Source organism: Pseudomonas sp. Cab53 (assembly GCF_018325965.1).
GTDB classification, from domain to species: domain Bacteria; phylum Pseudomonadota; class Gammaproteobacteria; order Pseudomonadales; family Pseudomonadaceae; genus Aquipseudomonas; species Aquipseudomonas chlororaphis_E.
In genome coordinates this window covers 4,265,867-4,283,942 of record NZ_AP021902.1, presented here as the reverse complement: position 1 = coordinate 4,283,942, position 18,076 = coordinate 4,265,867, and the positions used below count along the sequence as shown (strand labels likewise).

Sequence of the window (18,076 nt, the reverse complement as noted above, 5' to 3'; positions counted from 1 at the left end):
CCTGTTAAGGCCCGTAGCCCATGGCAAACCCCTATCGCGAACTGTTCAACGCCCCCGGCAGCCTGGGGTTCGTGCTGGCCGGCATGGTGGCGCGCATGCCGATTTCCATGACGGGCATCGGCCTGATCACCATGCTCTCGCAATTGCAGGGCGGCTATGGCCTGGCCGGTGCAGTGGCGGCGACGTTTGCCTTGGCGACCGCGTTCTGTGCACCGCAGGTGTCGCGCCTGGTCGACCGTTTCGGCCAAGGACGTGTCTTGCCGATCGCCGCGCTACTCGGTGGCGGGGCGCTGGCGCTGCTGTTGCTGTGCACGCACTTGCAGGCGCCTCAATGGACGCTGTTCGTGTTCGCCGCCCTGGCCGGTTGCATGCCGAGCATGTCGGCCATGGTGCGGGCGCGCTGGACCGAGTTGTACCGCGGCCAGCCGCAATTGCGCACCGCCTATGCGCTGGAGTCGGTGCTCGATGAAGTGTGTTTCATCGTCGGGCCGCCGCTGTCGGTGGGTCTGTGCGTGGTGGCGTTTCCGGAGGCGGGGCCGCTGGCGTCGGTGCTGGCGCTGGCGCTTGGGGTGACGGCGTTTGTCTTGCAGCGCGGCACCGAGCCACCGGTGCACCCGCATCAGGCCCAGCACCAAGGTTCGATCATCGCTTCGGGTGACGTGCTGTTGTTGCTTCTGTTGATGATAGCCATGGGCATCATCGTCGGCGTGGTGGATGTGGTCAGCGTGGCGTTCGCCCAGCAACAGGGGCAACCGGCGGCGGCGAGTATCGTGCTGTCGGTGTATGCCTTCGGTTCGTGCCTGGCGGGATTGGCCTTCGGTGCGCTTCGTTCAAAGCTGCCCTTGCCGCTGCTGTTTTTGTACGGTGGGGCAGGTACGGGGTTGACGACGCTGCCGTTGTTGCTGGCGTCCAATATCACCGGGTTGTCGGCGGCGATGTTCGTCGCTGGGCTGTCCTTTGCGCCGACGCTGATCGTCGCCATGGCCCTGGTGGAGCGCCTCGTGCCGCCGGCCAGGCTGACCGAAGGCCTGACCTGGCTGGTGACCGGCCTGAGCATCGGCGTGGCAATCGGTGCGGCCGGCTCCGGCTGGCTGGTGGACACCTTTGGCGCGCGCAGTGGGTTCTGGCTGGCGATAGTGGCCGGCGCGGTGGTGTTGGGCGCGGCGGTGCAGAGTTATCGGCGGTTGAAAGAGTGATCAGCCACAAGAGCATTGTGCCAAGGTATCTGCCGCTACCAACCCCGCCCCGAATTCACCCAGAAATTCACCGACAACGAAGTCGACACCGACGCTACCTGGTGGAACCAGCCTTCAGGCAGGAACAGCAAGTCCCCGGCCTCCAGTGTCACCCGCATGAATGTGACGTCCCGGGCGTGGGGGAAGCGCTGGTAGTCCGGCGCGTCGGGGTTGAAGTCGCAACCGTCGAGCCCGCCCTGGGGCGCGGTGGACCAGGTGCCGAGGGCTTCGCGGTGATGGGGCGCGGCGAGGGTGAAGGTTTTCTGGCCCCAGACCTGGGCGAACAGGTTGTCGGTATCGTCGCGGTGCAGCGGTGTCAGCGTGCCCTTGGGGCCGATCCAGATGCGTGGCGGGATGAACAGCGCCGGGTCGAAGTAGGGCGGGTACTTGATCTGCTCCAGCAATTGCGCGGGCAGGATGTTGTTGCCCATGTACGCCGGTGGCTCACCGTCGGCGCTCTTGGCCGCGGGGCTGTCGAGGGAGGCGATGAAGTCGGCCATGGAGGTGGAGCGGAAATCCCGTTCGGTAGAGAAGGTTTTCTTTACGTAGTCGCCATGGCGGGTGATGCCTTGCAGTTGCGCAAAGTGCACCAGGGACTCCTCGCGGCTGAGCTTGAACAACGGCCAGTCCTGCAGCGCATCGCTGATGACCACCGGGATGCCGTGGGGCAGATAGCGAGCGCGAAACTCCTGCACCGACAAACCGCTGCGCGGTCGACGCTCCACGCTGCGCTGGACCGGCAGGCTGGCGGTGAGTTTTTCGCTGAAGCGCGACGGGGTCGGGTAGCGCTTGTTCATGTCGACTTTTTCTACCACGCCACCCCCATGCCGGGCATGGTCGATGATCTGCGGCAGCAACGTCGCCAGGCCCATGTTGCCGCCGATCTTCAGGCGCCCGCTGGCGAACAATTCTTCGACGTTGGCCATGCCGCCCATGATTGCGAGAAAGTCCTTCTCTGCCACGTCGATGGTCACGTCGGGGCTGGTGTGCCGACCGGCCTGGGTGCGGCTGCCGGCCTTGACCTCGGACCAGTACGCCTGGTGCGGGCCGAACACGAATTGGAAGACGCCCTCGATACCGACGGCGCCGGCATTGGCGAACAGTTTGCCCAGGATGGTTTGCAGGTCCACGGCGCTCACTCTTGTGGGTTTGGGTCCTAGCAGAGGACGAGCGCCTGGTTCAGGAATTTAGTCCCGCGCCGGCCTTTGCTTCAACGCGTCGCCACCATGAACACGCGGGGGAACGGCAGCAACACCGAGCCATCGTCCAGGGTCGGGTAAGCCTGTTCGACGGCTTTGAGGTACTGGGCCAGGTACTGCTCGCGCTGCGGCTCATCCAGAGGGGCGAGAAACGGCCGCAGGCCGCTGCCCTTGAACCACTCCACCACGCCCGCCGCGCCGTCGGCCAGCGGGTGATGGTAGACCGTGCGCCAGACGTCGACGCGGGCGCAGTGGGGCTTGAGGATCGAATAATAGGTGCTGGGGTCTTCGACCTCGGTGCGGCTCTGCGCGGCCTGCGCCAGTTGGCTGGCCCAGGGACCGTTCGCCGCGATATCGCGCATCAGGCGATGGGAGGGCTGGTGCAGGGTGTCGGGCATCTGGATCGCCAGGCTGCCGCCGGGGGCGAGTTTGTTCACCAGGGCGGGCAGCAGCGTGGCATGGTCGGGCAGCCATTGCAGCGCGGCGTTGGCGAAGATCACGTCGAACGGTCCGGGCTCATGCCATTGGCCGATGTCGGCGATATCAAAGGTCACGGCGGGCAAGCGGCGGCGAGCGGCCTCGATCATGTCACCGGAGCTGTCCAGGCCGCGCACCGTTGCGCCGGGGAAGTGTTCCACCAGCAGTTCGGTGGAGTTGCCGGGGCCGCAGCCTAGGTCGATCACCGAGCGTGCCTCGCGGGTCGCAATGGCGGCCAGCAGGTCCCGGGCGGGGCGGGTGCGTTCCTGTTCAAACGTGACGTACTGTCTGGCGGACCAGCTCATGGCGTTCTCCTTCAAGGTCGGCGTGAGTCCAGGGTCGTCAGTATAAGGGGGTGCGAAGGCGATAGCGCGAGCGCTTGGCGGGTGACTAATTTTTTGTCATGTTGCTTCGTTATCTTCTACACACGACCGATCGGAGAAAACCGCAGTGACTCAACTGACCCTGCTGTGCCTGCCTTATTCCGGCGCCAGCGCGATGGTTTACAGCCGCTGGCGGCGCAAGTTGCCGCAATGGCTGGGCGTGCAGCCGGTGGAGTTGCCGGGGCGCGGGGCGCGTTTCGGTGAGCCGCTGCACACCGAGATGGGGCCGTTGGCGATGCAACTGGCGCGGGAGCTGCGCCCGACCCTCCAGGCGCCTTATGCCTTGTTCGGCCACAGCCTGGGGGCGCTGCTGGCCTGTGAGATGGCCCATGCCTTGCGCGAACTCGGTTGCCCGGAGCCGGTGGCCTTGTTTGCCTCGGGCACCGCGGCGCCAACGATGCGAGCCGACTACGACCGGGGTTTCGCCGAGCCGAAAACCGACGCCGAACTGATCGACCAGTTGCGCACCCTCAACGGCACCAGCGAGGAGGTGCTGGCCAACGAAGAGTTGATGGCCCTGACCCTGCCGGTGCTGCGCGCAGACTTCCTGCTGTGCGGGCGTTTCCAGCCGCGGGTGCGCCCACCGCTCACTTGCCCGGTGCACGTGCTCGGCGGCACCACCGACCGGGCCAGCACCGAACAACTGATCGGCTGGAGCCGCGAGACGTCCGGCAGTTTCTCGGTGGACATGCTGGCCGGCGGGCACTTCTTTATCCATGAGCACGAGGCCAGGGTGCTGCGGCTGATCAAGGATCAACTGAGCGTGCATCATCGCCGCCACGGGCTGGCAATCAGCGCCTGATCATTATTCCCGGCATCCTCCCCGGTGAGAGCGAGCTTGCTCGCGAAAGCATCTCTGAGTCACCGCCTCCCTGGCTGACCCAGCGCTTTCGCGAGCAGGCTGGTTCCCATTTCTCTATCAATCCGTGCCCCTCGTTTTAAGCCCTTCCTGATACCTATTCTCAAACGCTAATTTTTCCGGTCTGCATTCGTTTTATAGGGACGACTTGCCTCTGTGCCTTGTGCCCACTGATTCCGGATACCCCTCAAATGAATGCTGAAGACGCCTTGAAACTTGCTCGCCGGTTTATCGGGTTGCCCCTGGAAAAGCGCCGTACGTTCCTGGCGGCGCTGGACAAGGAGGGCGTGGCGTTCAGCGGCTTTCCCATCCCTCGGGGCGTCGAGGCCGAAGACCGCCAGGCCCTGTCCTATGCCCAGCAGCGCATGTGGTTTCTCTGGCAACTGGAGCCGGCGAGTGGCGCCTATAACCTGCCTGGCGCGGTGCGCCTCAAGGGCGCGTTGAGCCTGTCGGCGCTGGAGCAGGCGTTCGCCAGCCTGGTGGCGCGCCATGAAACCCTGCGCACGGTGTTCCAGCGCCAGGCCGACGACAGCCTGGTGCAAGTGCCCGCCAGCGCTGCCCTGGAGATCGAGCGGCAGGACCTGCGAGCCTTGCCAGCCGCCGAGCGCGAGCACGCGGTGCGCCGTGCGGCCGAGGCGCAATCGATGCGTCCCTTCGACTTGTCCACAGGGCCTTTGCTACGCGTCGAACTGCTCGCGCTCCAAGACCAGGAGCACGTGCTGCTGCTGACCTTGCATCACATCGTCTCCGATGGCTGGTCGATGAACGTGCTGATCGACGAATTCATCCGCTGCTACGACGCCTTCGAGGCAGGCACCACGCCGCAACTGGCCGAGTTGCCGATCCAGTACAGCGACTACGCCCTCTGGCAGCGGCGCTGGCTGGAGGCGGGCGAGCAGGCGCGACAACTGGCGTATTGGCAGGCCCAGTTGGGCGACGAGCAGCCCGTGCTGGCGTTGCCCCTCGATCATCCGCGCCCGGCGATGCCCAGCTACCGTGGCACCCGTTACACGTTCGACGTGGAACCGGCCCTGGCCGAGCAATTGCGCGCCACCGCCCAGCAGCACAACATCACTTTGTTCATGCTCCTGCTCGGCGCATTCAACGTGCTGTTGCATCGGTACACCGGCCACACCGACATCCGCGTCGGCGTGCCCATCGCCAACCGTAACCGGGCCGAGACCGAAGGGCTGATCGGCTTCTTCGTCAACACCCAGGTGTTGCGCACCGAGCTGGGCGGCCAGACCCGTGTCGATGAGCTGCTGCGCGCGGTCAAGGACACGGCGCTGGGCGCCCAGGCCCATCAGGACCTGCCCTTCGAGCGGCTGGTGGAAGCGCTCAACGTGGAGCGCAGCCTCAGCCATACGCCGCTGTTCCAGGTGATGTACAACCACCAGCCGCAAGTGGCCGACATCGCCAGCCTGCACACCGCGTCGGGCCTGGAGCTGTCGATGCTGGCGTGGCAGAGCCGCACCACCCAGTTCGACTTGACCCTCGACACCTGGGAAAAGGCCGGCAAGCTGCACGCGGCGCTGACCTACGCCGATGACCTGTTCGACGCCGCCACCATCGCCCGCATGGCACGCCACTGGACGCGCTTGCTGCAAGGCATGGTGGCCGACAGCCGTGCGCTCATCGGTGAACTGCCGCTGCTCGAAGCCGACGAGTACCAACGCCTGATCCACGACTGGAACCCGGTCGATGGGTCGTTCGAGCACAGCCTGTGCATTCACCAGGTGATCGCCCGCCAGGCGGCAGCCACGCCGGATGCCTTGGCCGTGACCTTCGCCCACACGTCACTGAGCTACAGCGAGCTGGATGGCCGTGCCAATCGCCTGGCCCACAAGCTCATCGAATTGGGCGTTGGCCCGGAAGTCCGCGTCGGCGTGGCGATGCCGCGCTCCGAGCAGTTGCTGATCGCCTTGCTGGCGGTGCTCAAGGCCGGCGGTGCTTATGTGCCTCTCGATCCGGATTATCCGGCCGAGCGGGTGGCCTACATGCTCGACGACAGTCGTGCGCGGGTGCTGCTGACCGAACAGGCAGTGGCGGCGACTTTGTCGGTGCCTGAGGCCACGGCGGTGCTGATGCTCGATCGTCTCGACCTGGACGGTTATTCCCTCGCTGCCCCCCGCACCGGCGTGACCCCGGACAACCTGGCCTACGTGATCTACACCAGCGGTTCCACCGGCCTGCCCAAAGGCGTGGCGATTGCCCATCGCAACGTGCTGGCGCTGATCGATTGGTCGCGCGCGGTGTACCGTCGCGAAGATATCCAGGGCGTGCTGGCGTCCACCTCGGTGTGCTTCGACTTGTCGGTGTGGGAGCTGTTCGTGACCCTGGCCAACGGCGGTTCGCTGATCATCGCCCGCAATGCGCTGGAGCTGCCGCAACTGCCGGCCCGGGATCAGGTGCGCCTGATCAACACGGTGCCGTCGGCCATCGCCGCGTTGCAGCGCAGCGGCGGGATTCCGGCCAGTGTGCGGATCATCAACCTGGCGGGAGAGCCGCTGAAGCAAAGCCTGGTGGAGGCGCTGTATGAGTCGCCGACCCTTGAGCATGTCTACGACCTGTACGGCCCTTCCGAAGACACCACCTATTCCACCTGGACCCGGCGCACCGTCGGTGGCACGGCGAACATCGGCCGACCGCTCAAGCACACCGCCAGTTACCTGCTGGATGCCGACCTGCAAGCGGTGCCCCAAGGTGTTTCGGCGGAACTGTACCTCAGCGGTGCAGGCATCACCCGGGGTTACCTGGGTCGGGCGGCGCTGACCGCCGAGAAGTACGTGCCCCATCCGTTTTCCACCACGGGCGAGCGGCTGTACCGCACCGGCGACCTGTGCCGTTATCGCGTCGATGGCGTGCTCCAATACCAGGGCCGTATCGACCATCAGGTGAAGATCCGCGGGTTCCGCATCGAGCTGGGGGAAATCGAAGCGCGGCTGTTGCAGCAGCCCCAGGTGCGCGAGCTGGCGGTGCTGGCCCAGGACAGCGAGCAGGGCCAGCAACTGGCGGCGTTCATCGTGCCGAGCGACGCTGCCGTGCTGACCCAGGCCGAAGCCCAGGTGCACCTGCGCGAAACCCTCAAGGTTGCCTTGCGCGAACACTTGCCGGACTACATGGTGCCGACGTACCTGGTGTTCCTGGAACGCCTGCCCCTGACCCCCAACGGCAAACTCGACCGCAAGGCGCTGCCAGCCGTGGACGGCAGCGACCAGCAGCGCGCGTTCGTGGCGCCGCGCAGCCCCGTTGAGAAAACCCTGGCGGCGATCTGGCAGTCGGTGCTGAACCTCGCCGAGATCGGCCTGGACGACAACTTCTTCGAGTTGGGCGGCGACTCCATCGTCTCCATGCAAGTGGTCAGCCGCGCGCGGCAGGCCGGAATCACGCTCAACCCCAAGGCGCTGTTTCAACATCAGACCCTGCGTAGCCTGGCGCAGGTGGCAGGCGCGGGCGACCCGCAAGTGGTCGAGCAGGGCCCGGCCACGGGCGTGGTGCCGTTGACCCCGGTGCAGCATTGGTTCTTCGAGCGTGACATCCCCGAACGCCAACACTGGAACCAGTCGCTGTTGCTGGTGCCGAGCCAATGGCTCGACGCACCTGCACTGGACATGGCCCTGACTCACCTGACCGGGCATCACGACGCCTTGCGCCTGCGTTTCACCCAGGTGAATGGCCAGTGGCAGCAGGCCTATGTCGAACCGTCGGCGGCCAGCCTATTGTGGCAACGCCAGGCGAGCTCGGTGGAACAGCTCAACGCCCTGTGTGATGACGCCCAGCGCAGCCTGGACCTGGAAGACGGGCCATTGATGCGGGCGTTGCTGGTGGACATGGCCGACGGCAGCCAGCGCCTGTTGCTAGCAATTCATCACCTGGTGGTGGACGGTGTTTCCTGGCGCGTGCTGTTGGACGACCTGCAACGTTTCTACGGCCAGCTACATGCCGGCCAGCCGCTCCAGGCGCCCGCGAGGACCAGCGCCTACGGGGCGTGGTCGAGCCGGCTGCACGGCGACCTCGACCGGTTCATGCACAGCCTCGACTACTGGCGTGCCCAGGCGGGCACCGGCAATGACTTGCCGTGTGACTACCCGCAGGTGGCCCTGCAGGCTCGCGACGAGCGCAAGGTCCAGGTGAAGCTGGACGCCGAACAGACGCGCCAACTGCTGCAACAGGCCCCCAAGGCCTACCGTACTCAGGTCAACGACCTGTTGCTGACCGCCCTGGCGCGCACTCTGTGCCGTTGGACCGGTCAGGACCACGCGCTGATCCAACTGGAAGGGCATGGCCGCGAAGACCTGTTCGACGGCGTTGACCTGACCCGCACCGTCGGCTGGTTCACCAGCCTGTTCCCGGTCAGCCTGCGACCGGCCGCCGAACTGGGCGCCTCGCTCAAGGCCATCAAGGAGCAACTGCGCGCCGTGCCGGACAAGGGCCTGGGTTATGGCGTGCTGCGCTATCTGGGCGAACCGGCGGTACGCGCCGAGCTGGCGGCCCTGGCGTCGCCGCGCATCACGTTCAACTACCTGGGCCAGTTCGACCGTCAGTTCGACGACGGCGCGCTGTTCGTGCCGTCCAGCGAAGGCAGCGGTGCCGCCCAGCATGCCCGGGCGCCGCTGGCAAACTGGTTGACGGTCGAAGGCCAGGTCTACGGCGGCGAGCTGACGCTGAACTGGGGCTTCAGCGAGCGAATGTTCAAGCACCAGACCATCGAAACCCTTGCGGCGGCGTATCGCGCCGAGCTGAGCGCGCTGATCGAGCATTGCTGTGGCCTGCAAGCGCCGCAAGCGACCCCGTCGGACTTCCCCCTGGCGCGCCTCACCCAGGCGCAGCTCGACAGCCTGCCGGTGGACGCCGGGCAACTGGACGATCTCTACCCGCTCTCGCCGATGCAGCAGGGCTTGTTATTCCACAGCCTGTACGAGCAGACGGCGGGGGCGTACATCAACCAGTTGCGGGTGGACGTGCACGGCATCGATCCGCAACGGTTTCGCCAGGCCTGGCAGGCCACGCTCCAGGCCCACGACATCCTGCGCAGCGGCTTTGCCTGGCAGGGTGACCTCGAACAGCCGGTGCAGATCGTCCTGCGCCAGGTCCAATTGCCGTTCACGCACCTCGACTGGCGCGGGCACGAGCGGCTGGCCGATGCCCTGGATGAACGCGCCGAAGCCGAACGCCGGGAGGGTTTCGACCTGGCCCAGGCGCCGTTGCTGCGCCTGGTGCTGGTGCAGACCGCTGCCGATCGTTGGCACCTGATCTACACCCATCACCACATCCTGATGGACGGCTGGAGCAACGCCCAATTGCTGGGTGAAGTGCTCCAGCGCTACAGCGCTCGCCCAGTCGTGGCCAGTGGCGGACGCTATCGCGACTACATCGCCTGGCTGCAACGCCAGGACGCGCACCAGAGTGAAGCGTTCTGGACGGCGCAACTGGCCACCTTGCAAGAGCCGACGCGGTTGGCGCGGGTGCTGCCCGGCGCTGAAGCCGAGAGTGGTCATGGCGATCATTACCTGACCCTGGATGCCCCGCGAACCCAGGCCCTGGAACAATTCGCCCGCGCGCAGAAAGTCACCCTCAACACCCTGGTGCAGGCGGCGTGGCTGTTGCTGCTGCAGCGCTACACCGGCCATGCCAGCGTGGCCTTCGGCGCCACCGTGGCCGGACGTCCGATGGAACTGCCGGGCATCGAGCAGCAGGTCGGCCTGTTCATCAACACTTTGCCGGTGATCGCCGCGCCGCGCCCGGACCAGTCGGTCGCGGCCTGGTTGCAAGCCGTGCAGGCGCAGAACCTGAGCCTGCGTGAATACGAGCACACGCCCCTGGCCGATCTCCAGCGCTGGGCCGGGCAGGGCGGCGAGGCACTGTTCGACAACATCCTGGTGTTCGAGAACTACCCGATTGCCCAGGCCCTGCAACAAAGTGCCGAAGACGGTGTGGTGTTCGGCGAGGTCAGCCACCTGGAGCAGACCCATTATCCGTTGAGCGTGGCCGTGACCCTCGGCCAGACGCTGGCGTTGCACCTGTGTTTCGACCGCATGCAGTTCAGCCTGGCCGCCATCGAGGGCATCGCCGCCCAACTGGTGCATCTGCTGGAGCGCTTCGCCGAGTCAGCCGTGCGCCAACTGGGGGACATTGCCCTGGTCAGCGCCGAAGAGCAGGCCCGACAATTGGCGGCCAATGCGCCACAGCCGTACCCGACCGACGTCGCCGTGCACCAGCGCATCGCCCAGTGGGCCGCGTTGAGCCCGCAGCGTACGGCGGTGAAGTTCGACGGCGAATCGTTCAGCTACGGCGACATCGATCGCCGGGCGAACCAATTGGCCCATGCCTTGATGGCTCGTGGCGTCGGCCCGGAAAGCCGGGTCGGCGTTGCCTTGCCGCGCAGCGAAGGGGTGATCGTCGCACTGCTGGCGGTGCTCAAGGCCGGTGCTGCCTATGTGCCGCTGGACACCGGTTATCCCCGTGAGCGCCTGGCCTACCTGATCGAGGATTGCGGGCTGGCGCTGTTGCTCACCGATTCCCGGGTGTCGGCGCAACTGCCCCTCGAAGGCGTCGCCCAGGTGCTGGAACTCGATGGCCTCGACCTGAGCCGGCAACCGATGGACGCCCCTGTCGTGTCCATCGATCCGCAAAGCCTTGCCTACGTGATCTACACCTCCGGTTCCACCGGCAACCCCAAAGGGGTGAGCGTGGCCCATGGTCCGCTGGCGATGCACTGCCAGGCCATCGGCGAGCGCTATGAGATGCTGGCCAGCGATTGCGAGTTCCACTTCATGTCCTTCGCCTTCGACGGCGCCCATGAACGCTGGCTCACCAGCCTGACCCACGGCGCTTCGCTGCTGGTTCGCGACGACAGCCTGTGGACCCCGGAGCAGACCTACAACGCCATGCGTGAACACGGCGTGACGGTGGTGGCGTTCCCGCCGGTGTACCTGCAACAGTTGGCCGAACACGCTGAGCGCGAAGGCAACCCACCGAAGGTGCGCATCTACTGCTTCGGCGGCGACGCGGTGCCCAACGCCAGTTTCGAGCGGGTCAAGCGCGCCCTGGACCCGGACTGCATCATCAACGGCTACGGCCCGACCGAAACCGTGGTCACGCCGCTGATCTGGAAGGCCGGCCGCGAGGTGAGCTGTGGCGCCGCTTACGCGCCCATCGGCAGCCGCATCGGCGATCGCAGCGCCTACGTGCTGGACGCCGACCTGAACCTGTTGCCCCAAGGCCTGGCCGGTGAGCTGTACCTGGGCGGCAGCGGGCTGGCCCGGGGTTACCTGAACCGTCCGGGCCTGACCGCCGAGCGCTTTGTCGCCGATCCGTTTGGTGGCCGCGGCGGCCTGCTGTACCGCACCGGTGACCTGGTGCGCCAGCGCGCCGACGGGACCTTCGATTACCTGGATCGTATCGACAACCAGGTGAAGATCCGCGGCTTCCGTATCGAGCTGGGCGAGGTCGAAGCCCGCCTGCAAGCGTTGGCCGGCGTGCGCGAGGCGGTCGTGGTGGCCCAGGAAGGCACCGCCGGCAGCGGCAAACGCCTGGTTGCCTACGTGGTCGCCGACGCGCCAGCCCCTCGGGACGAAGCGTTCGCCGAACACCTGCGCGCGCAGCTCAAGGCGAGCCTGCCGGCGCACATGGTCCCGGCCTATCTGCTGGTGCTCGAACGCCTGCCGCTGACCCCCAACGGCAAGCTCGATCGCAAGAACCTGCCCAAGCCCGACGTCAGCCAACTGCAACACGCCTACGTGGCGCCGCGCAGCCTGCTGGAACAGCAATTGGCGTCCATCTGGCAGGACGTGCTCAAGCTGGGGCAGGTGGGCCTGCGGGACAATTTCTTCGAGCTGGGTGGCGATTCCATCGTTTCGATCCAGGTGGTCAGCCGCGCCCGCCAGCTCGGGATTCACTTCACGCCCAAGGATTTGTTCCAGCACCAGACCATCGAAGCGTTGGCCGCGATGGCGCGCCAGGGCGAAACCGCGCAAGGGGTCGACCAGGGACCGGTGACCGGCGAGCTGACGCTGCTGCCGGTGCAGCGGCTGTTTTTCCAGGAGGCGATCCCCGAGCGCCAGCACTGGAACCAGTCGGTGTTGCTCAAGCCGACCCAGCTTCTGGACGCCCGTGCGCTGGAGCAGGCCCTGGACGCCCTGGTGGTGCATCACGACGGCCTGCGCTTGAGCTTTGTCGATGACGGCAAAGGTTGGCAGGCCAGCTATCGGTCGCTGGCCCAGCAGCCCGAGGGTCTGCTGTGGGTGGCGGAGGTGGCCGATGCCGCGGCGTTGGAACACCTGGCCAACGAAGTGCAACGCAGCCTGGACCTGCAAGCCGGGCCGTTGTTGCGGGCCGCGCTGGCGACCCTCGCCGATGGCAGCCAGCGCGTGCTGCTGGCGATCCATCACCTGGTGGTGGACGGTGTGTCGTGGCGGATTGTGCTGGAAGACCTGCAGAGCACCTACCGCCAATTGTCTGCCGGCCAGGCGCTGCAACTGCCGGCAAAAACCACCTCGGCACAAGCCTGGGCCGACCGTTTGCAAGGCTACGCCCGCAGTGCCGCATTACAGGAGGAACTGGCGTTCTGGCAGGCGCACCTCGACGGTGCTGACGGCCGGTTGCCGCTGGACAACCCCCAGGGCGGACGGCAGAACCGCCTTGCCCTCACCGTGCGTACCCGCCTCGATGCGGCGCTGACCCGCCAATTGCTGCAGGACGCGCCCAAGGCGTATCGCACCCAGGTCAACGATCTGCTGCTGACCGCGTTGGCCCGGGTGATGGTGCGCTGGACCGGCACCGACAGCGCATTGATCCAGCTCGAAGGCCATGGCCGCGAAGCGGTGTTCGCCGACGTCGACCTGACCCGTACCGTCGGCTGGTTCACCAGCCTGTACCCGGCCCGACTGACGCCGACGGCGGACCTGGGGGATTCACTGAAACAGGTCAAGGAGCAACTGCGCTCGATCCCGAACAAGGGCCTGGGCTTCGGGGCCCTGGCTCAACTAGGGGATGCCACGGCGCAAGCCTGCCTGGCCGGGCTGCCCACGCCGGGCCTGACCTTCAATTACTTGGGCCAGTTCGACGCCAGTTTCGATGAGGCGCACGGGGCCTTGTTCGTGCCGGCCAGCGAAGGCGCCGGCGACGAGTTGCACGCCGATGCGCCGTTGTCCAACACCCTTGCCCTCAACGGCCAGGTGTTCGGCGGCGAACTGAACCTGGGCTGGACCTTCAGCCGCGAGCAGTTCGACGCGGCCACCGTGCAGGCCCTGGCCGATGACTACGCCCGGGAGCTGCAAGGGCTGATCGAGCATTGCTGTGACGGCACCCATGGCGGCGTCACGCCGTCGGACTTCCCGCTGGCTCGCCTGGACCAGCGACAACTGGACGGCCTGCCGATGGCGGCGGCGCAGATCGCCGACCTCTATCCGTTGTCGCCGATGCAACAGGGCATGCTGTTCCACAGCGTCTATGGCCAGGCCAGCGGCGCCTACATCAACCAGTTGCGCCTGGACGTCGAAGGCCTGGACCCGGACCGCTTCCACCAGGCATGGCAGGCGGCAGTGGACGCCCATGACATCCTGCGCACGCGTTTCGTCTGGCAAGGCGACCTGCCTGATCCGGTGCAGGTGGTCAGCAAACACCTGGCATTGCCTTACTGCCTGCACGACTTGCGCAACGATCCGCAGCGCGATGAAACCGTGGCGGCCCTGGCCGAGGCCGAACGCCGGCAACTGGACCTGGGCGCGCCGGCGCTGCTGCGGCTGGCGATCGTGCGCCTCGACGCACAGCGCTATCACCTGATCTACAGCCATCACCACATCCTCATGGACGGCTGGAGCAACTCGCAATTGCTCGGCGAAGTGCTGCAACGCTACAGCGGCCAGGACGTGCCCGTGCCGGTCAGCCGCTACCGCGATTACATCGCCTGGCTGCAACGCCAGGCCGTGACGGCCAGCGAGGCGTTCTGGACGCCGGCCCTGCGCCGCCTGGAGACGCCGACCCGGCTGGCCGAGGTGCTGGCAAAACCGGCGATGGATGAGACGGGGTATGGCGATCACGTGCATGGCCTGGACGAAGCGCTGACCCGGCGCCTGGAGGCCTTTGCCCGCGCCTCGAAAGTCACCGTCAATACACTGGTGCAGGCCGCCTGGCTGCTGCTGTTGCAGCGTTACACCGGCAAGGACACCGTGGCCTTCGGCGCCACCGTGGCCGGGCGTGCGGCGCAGTTGCCCGGCATCGAGCAGCAGATCGGCCTGTTTATCAACACCCTGCCGGTGATCGCCAGCCCACGGGCCGAGCAGACCCTGGACAGTTGGCTGCACGCGGTGCAAGAGCAGAACCTGGCCCTGCGCGAATTCGAGCACACGGCGTTGCTGGACATCCAGCGCTGGGCCGGGCAGGGCGGTGAGGCGTTGTTCGACAGCCTGCTGGTGTTCGAGAATTACCCGATTGCCCAGGCCCTGGAACAGGGCGCCCCGGACGGCTTGCGCTTCGGCCCGGCGGCCACCCGGGAGCAAACCAGCTACCCGTTGACGCTGTTGGTGAGCCTGGAGCGGCAACTGTCGGTGCACCTGAGTTACCAGCGCTCGAGTTTCGAGCCGGCCGCCGTCACGCGACTGGCCGCGCACCTGGCGCAACTGTTGGCGCAGATGGTCGATGGCGGCGAGCGCCGGCTGGCTGAGCTGACACTGCTCGAAGCCGACGAGTACCAGCGCCTGATCCACGACTGGAACCCGGTCGACGGGTCGTTCGAGCACAGCCTGTGCATTCACCAGGTGATCGCCCGTCAAGCGGCAGCCACGCCGGATGCCTTGGCCGTGACCTTCGCCCACACAACACTGAGCTACAGCGAGCTGGATGGTCGCGCCAATCGCCTGGCCCACAAGCTCATCGAATTGGGCGTTGGCCCGGAAGTCCGGGTCGGCGTGGCGATGCCGCGTTCCGAGCAGTTGCTGATCGCCTTGCTGGCGGTGCTCAAGGCCGGCGGTGCTTACGTGCCTCTCGATCCGGATTACCCGGCCGAGCGGGTGGCCTACATGCTCGACGACAGCCGTGCGCGGGTGCTGCTGACCGAACAGGCGGTGGCGGCGACCTTATCGGTGCCTGAGGCGACGGCGGTGTTGATGCTCGATCGTCTCGACCTGGACAGTTATTCACTTGCTGCCCCCTGCACCGGCGTGACCCCGGACAACCTGGCCTACGTGATCTACACCAGCGGTTCCACCGGCCTGCCCAAAGGCGTGGCGATCGCCCATCGCAACGTGTTGGCGCTGATCGATTGGTCGCGCGCGGTGTACCGCCGCGAAGATATCCAGGGCGTGCTGGCGTCCACCTCGGTGTGCTTCGACTTGTCGGTGTGGGAGCTGTTCGTGACCCTCGCCAACGGCGGTTCGCTGATCATCGCCCGCAATGCGCTGGAGCTGCCGCAACTGCCGGCCCGGGATCAGGTACGCCTGATCAACACGGTGCCGTCGGCCATCGCCGCGTTGCAGCGCAGCGGCGGGATTCCGGCCGGTGTGCGGATCATCAACCTGGCGGGAGAGCCGCTGAAGCAAAACCTGGTGGAGGCGCTGTATGAGTCGCCGACCCTTGAGCATGTCTACGACCTCTACGGCCCCTCTGAGGACACCACCTATTCCACCTGGACCCGGCGCACTGTCGGTGGCACGGCGAACATCGGCCGACCGCTCAAGCACACCGCCAGTTACCTGCTGGATGCCGACCTGCAAGCGGTGCCCCAAGGTGTTTCGGCGGAACTGTACCTCAGCGGTGCCGGCATCACCCGGGGTTACCTGGGTCGGGCGGCGCTGACCGCAGAGAAGTACGTGCCCCATCCGTTTTCCACTGCGGGCGAGCGGTTGTATCGCACCGGCGACCTGTGCCGTTATCGCGTCGATGGCGTGCTTGAATACCAGGGTCGTATCGACCATCAGGTGAAGATCCGCGGGTTCCGCATCGAGCTGGGGGAAATCGAAGCGCGGCTGTTGCAGCAACCCCAGGTGCGCGAAGTGGCGGTGTTGGCCCAGGACGCTCCGGGCGGCCCGCAACTGGTGGCCTACGTGGTCGTCCCGGCACTCGACCGGGACGCCAGCGAGCAGGCGCGCAGCTTGCGCGATCAACTCAAGGCCGGCCTCAAGGCGCATTTGCCCGACTACATGATCCCGGCCCACCTGCTGTTCCTCGACCAACTGCCCCTGACCCCCAACGGCAAGCTCGACCGCAAGGCGCTGCCGGCGGTGGACGCTGGCCTGTCCCAGGCCGGTTATGTCGCGCCGGCCAGCGCACTCGAACAGCAGGTGGCCGCGATCTGGGCCCAGGTGCTCACGGTGGAGCGTGTCGGCCGCGACGACCACTTCTTCGAGCTGGGCGGCCATTCGCTACTGGCGGTCAATGCCGTCTCGCGCATGGCCCTCGAACTGGGGCTGAGCCTGACCCCCCAACTGATTTTCCAGCACCCCGTCCTCAAGGCGTTTGTCGCGCAACTGGACACCGCGGACGGGCCAATCAATGAACAGAAACTGAACAAGCTGGAAGCCCTGCTTGATGAAATGGAGGAAGTCTGATGGACAAGAGTGTTGCTTTGAGGATTGCCAAGCGCTTTATCACTCTGCCGCTGGACAAACGCAGGCTGTACCTGGAGAAGATGCTCGAAGAGGGCGTCTCGCCGGCCAACCTGCCGATTCCCGAGGTGCGTTCCGGGTTCGAGCACATCGCGCTGTCCTACGCCCAGGAGCGCCAGTGGTTCCTGTGGCAGATGGACCCCCACAGCCCGGCGTATCACATCCCCACGGCCTTGCGCCTCAAGGGCCGCCTCGACGTGCCGGCCCTGGAGCGCAGCTTCAACGCCGTGGTCGAGCGCCACGAGAGCCTGCGCACCACCTTCATCGAACACGGCGAGCAGACCGTGCAGGTGATCCACCCGCACCTGTCGCTGCGCATTGCGATCGAGTCATTGGCGGGCGGTGCGCCGGCCAGCGAGGACGAGCGCATCAAGGCGTTCGTCGAAGATGAAACCGCGCGTCCCTTCGATCTGCGCCAGGGGCCGTTGCTGCGGGTGTCGCTGTTGGAAGTCGGCGAGGATGACCATGTGCTGGTGTTGATCCAGCATCACATCATCTCCGATGGCTGGTCGATGCAGGTGCTGGTGGATGAACTGGTGCGCCACTATGCGTTCCTCACGGCCGCCGACGGTGCCGATGCGGCCCTGGCGTTGCCGGAACTGCCGGTGCAATACGCCGACTACGCGATCTGGCAGCGGCACTGGCTCGAGGCCGGTGAGCGTGAGCGGCAACTGGCCTACTGGGTCGAGACCCTGGGTGGTGAACAACCTGTACTGGAGCTGCCCCTCGATCGGCCGCGCCCGCCCGTGCAAAGCTTTCGCGGCGCCCGCCTGGACCTGAACCTGCCACCCGCGCTGGGCGCGGCCCTCAAGCAGTTGGCCCAGCGCGAAGGGGCCAGCCTGTTCATGGTGCTGCTGGCCTCGTTCCAGGCACTGCTGCACCGCTACAGCGGCCAGTCGCAGATTCGCGTCGGCGTGCCGGTGGCCAACCGCAACCGGGTCGAGACCGAAGGCCTGATCGGTTTCTTCGTCAACACCCAGGTGCTCAGTGCCGAGGTCGACGGGCAGTTGCCGTTCGACCGGCTGCTCGACCAGGTCAAGCAGTCGGCCCTGGCCGCCCAGGCGCACCAGGACCTGCCGTTCGAGCAATTGATCGAAGCCCTGCAACCGGAGCGCAGCCTCAGCCACAGCCCGATCTTCCAGGTCATGTTCAACCACCAGAGCGCCAGCGCAGAACAGGCCCGGCAACGACAACTGCCGCAACTGAGCATCGAGGACCTGGTGTGGGAAGGGCGCACCGCTCAGTTCGACCTGACCCTGGGCACCTATGAAACCGAGCAAGGCGTTGCCGCTGAACTGACCTATGCCACCGACCTGTTCGA

Annotated in this window: 6 protein-coding genes (1 of these 6 only partly in view); 4 read left to right on the top strand and 2 right to left on the bottom strand. The window is 66.3% G+C overall.

Annotated features, from left to right (window positions below):
• Window positions 1-20: 20 nt before the first annotated feature.
• Window positions 21-1,196, top strand: a complete 1,176-nt coding sequence (locus KI241_RS18500; RefSeq protein WP_042732814.1) for an MFS transporter — start codon at window positions 21-23, stop codon at window positions 1,194-1,196.
• Window positions 1,197-1,231: 35 nt separating this feature from the next.
• Here KI241_RS18500 and KI241_RS18495 read toward each other — a convergent pair whose 3' ends face one another.
• Together KI241_RS18495 and tam are read right to left on the bottom strand one after the other, a co-directional pair.
• Window positions 1,232-2,365 carry a cupin-like domain-containing protein gene (locus KI241_RS18495; RefSeq protein WP_212802853.1) on the bottom strand — a complete coding sequence of 378 codons (1,134 nt, stop codon included), beginning with the start codon at window positions 2,363-2,365 and terminating at the stop codon, window positions 1,232-1,234.
• Window positions 2,366-2,445: 80 nt separating this feature from the next.
• Complete coding sequence (tam, locus tag KI241_RS18490; protein WP_047737816.1) at window positions 2,446-3,216, bottom strand: trans-aconitate 2-methyltransferase; 771 nt, start codon at window positions 3,214-3,216, stop codon at window positions 2,446-2,448.
• A 145-nt stretch (window positions 3,217-3,361) separates the two neighbouring features.
• Here tam and KI241_RS18485 point away from each other — a divergent pair, with 145 nt between their 5' ends.
• The 3 genes from KI241_RS18485 to KI241_RS18475 all read left to right on the top strand — a co-directional run.
• Complete coding sequence (locus KI241_RS18485) at window positions 3,362-4,096, top strand: alpha/beta fold hydrolase (protein ID WP_042731904.1); 735 nt, start codon at window positions 3,362-3,364, stop codon at window positions 4,094-4,096.
• A 248-nt stretch (window positions 4,097-4,344) separates the two neighbouring features.
• Window positions 4,345-16,698, top strand: a complete 12,354-nt coding sequence (locus KI241_RS18480) for a non-ribosomal peptide synthase/polyketide synthase (RefSeq protein ID WP_212802852.1) — start codon at window positions 4,345-4,347, stop codon at window positions 16,696-16,698.
• Window positions 16,698-18,076, top strand: partial view of a non-ribosomal peptide synthase/polyketide synthase gene (locus KI241_RS18475; RefSeq protein WP_212802851.1) — the beginning only. The gene runs 13,666 nt beyond the window's last position; the window shows 1,379 of its 15,045 coding nt (coding positions 1-1,379); its start codon is at window positions 16,698-16,700; its stop codon lies beyond the right edge, outside the window. The genes KI241_RS18480 and KI241_RS18475 overlap by 1 nt, the downstream gene beginning before the upstream one ends.

Excerpts from the sequence above, each read along its gene's own strand:
- KI241_RS18500 (WP_042732814.1), top strand. The coding sequence starts at position 21 with ATGGCAAACCCCTATCGCGAACTGTTCAACGCCCCCGGCAGCCTGGGG.
- tam (WP_047737816.1), bottom strand. The coding sequence starts at position 3,216 with ATGAGCTGGTCCGCCAGACAGTACGTCACGTTTGAACAGGAACGCACC.
- KI241_RS18480 (WP_212802852.1), top strand. The coding sequence starts at position 4,345 with ATGAATGCTGAAGACGCCTTGAAACTTGCTCGCCGGTTTATCGGGTTG.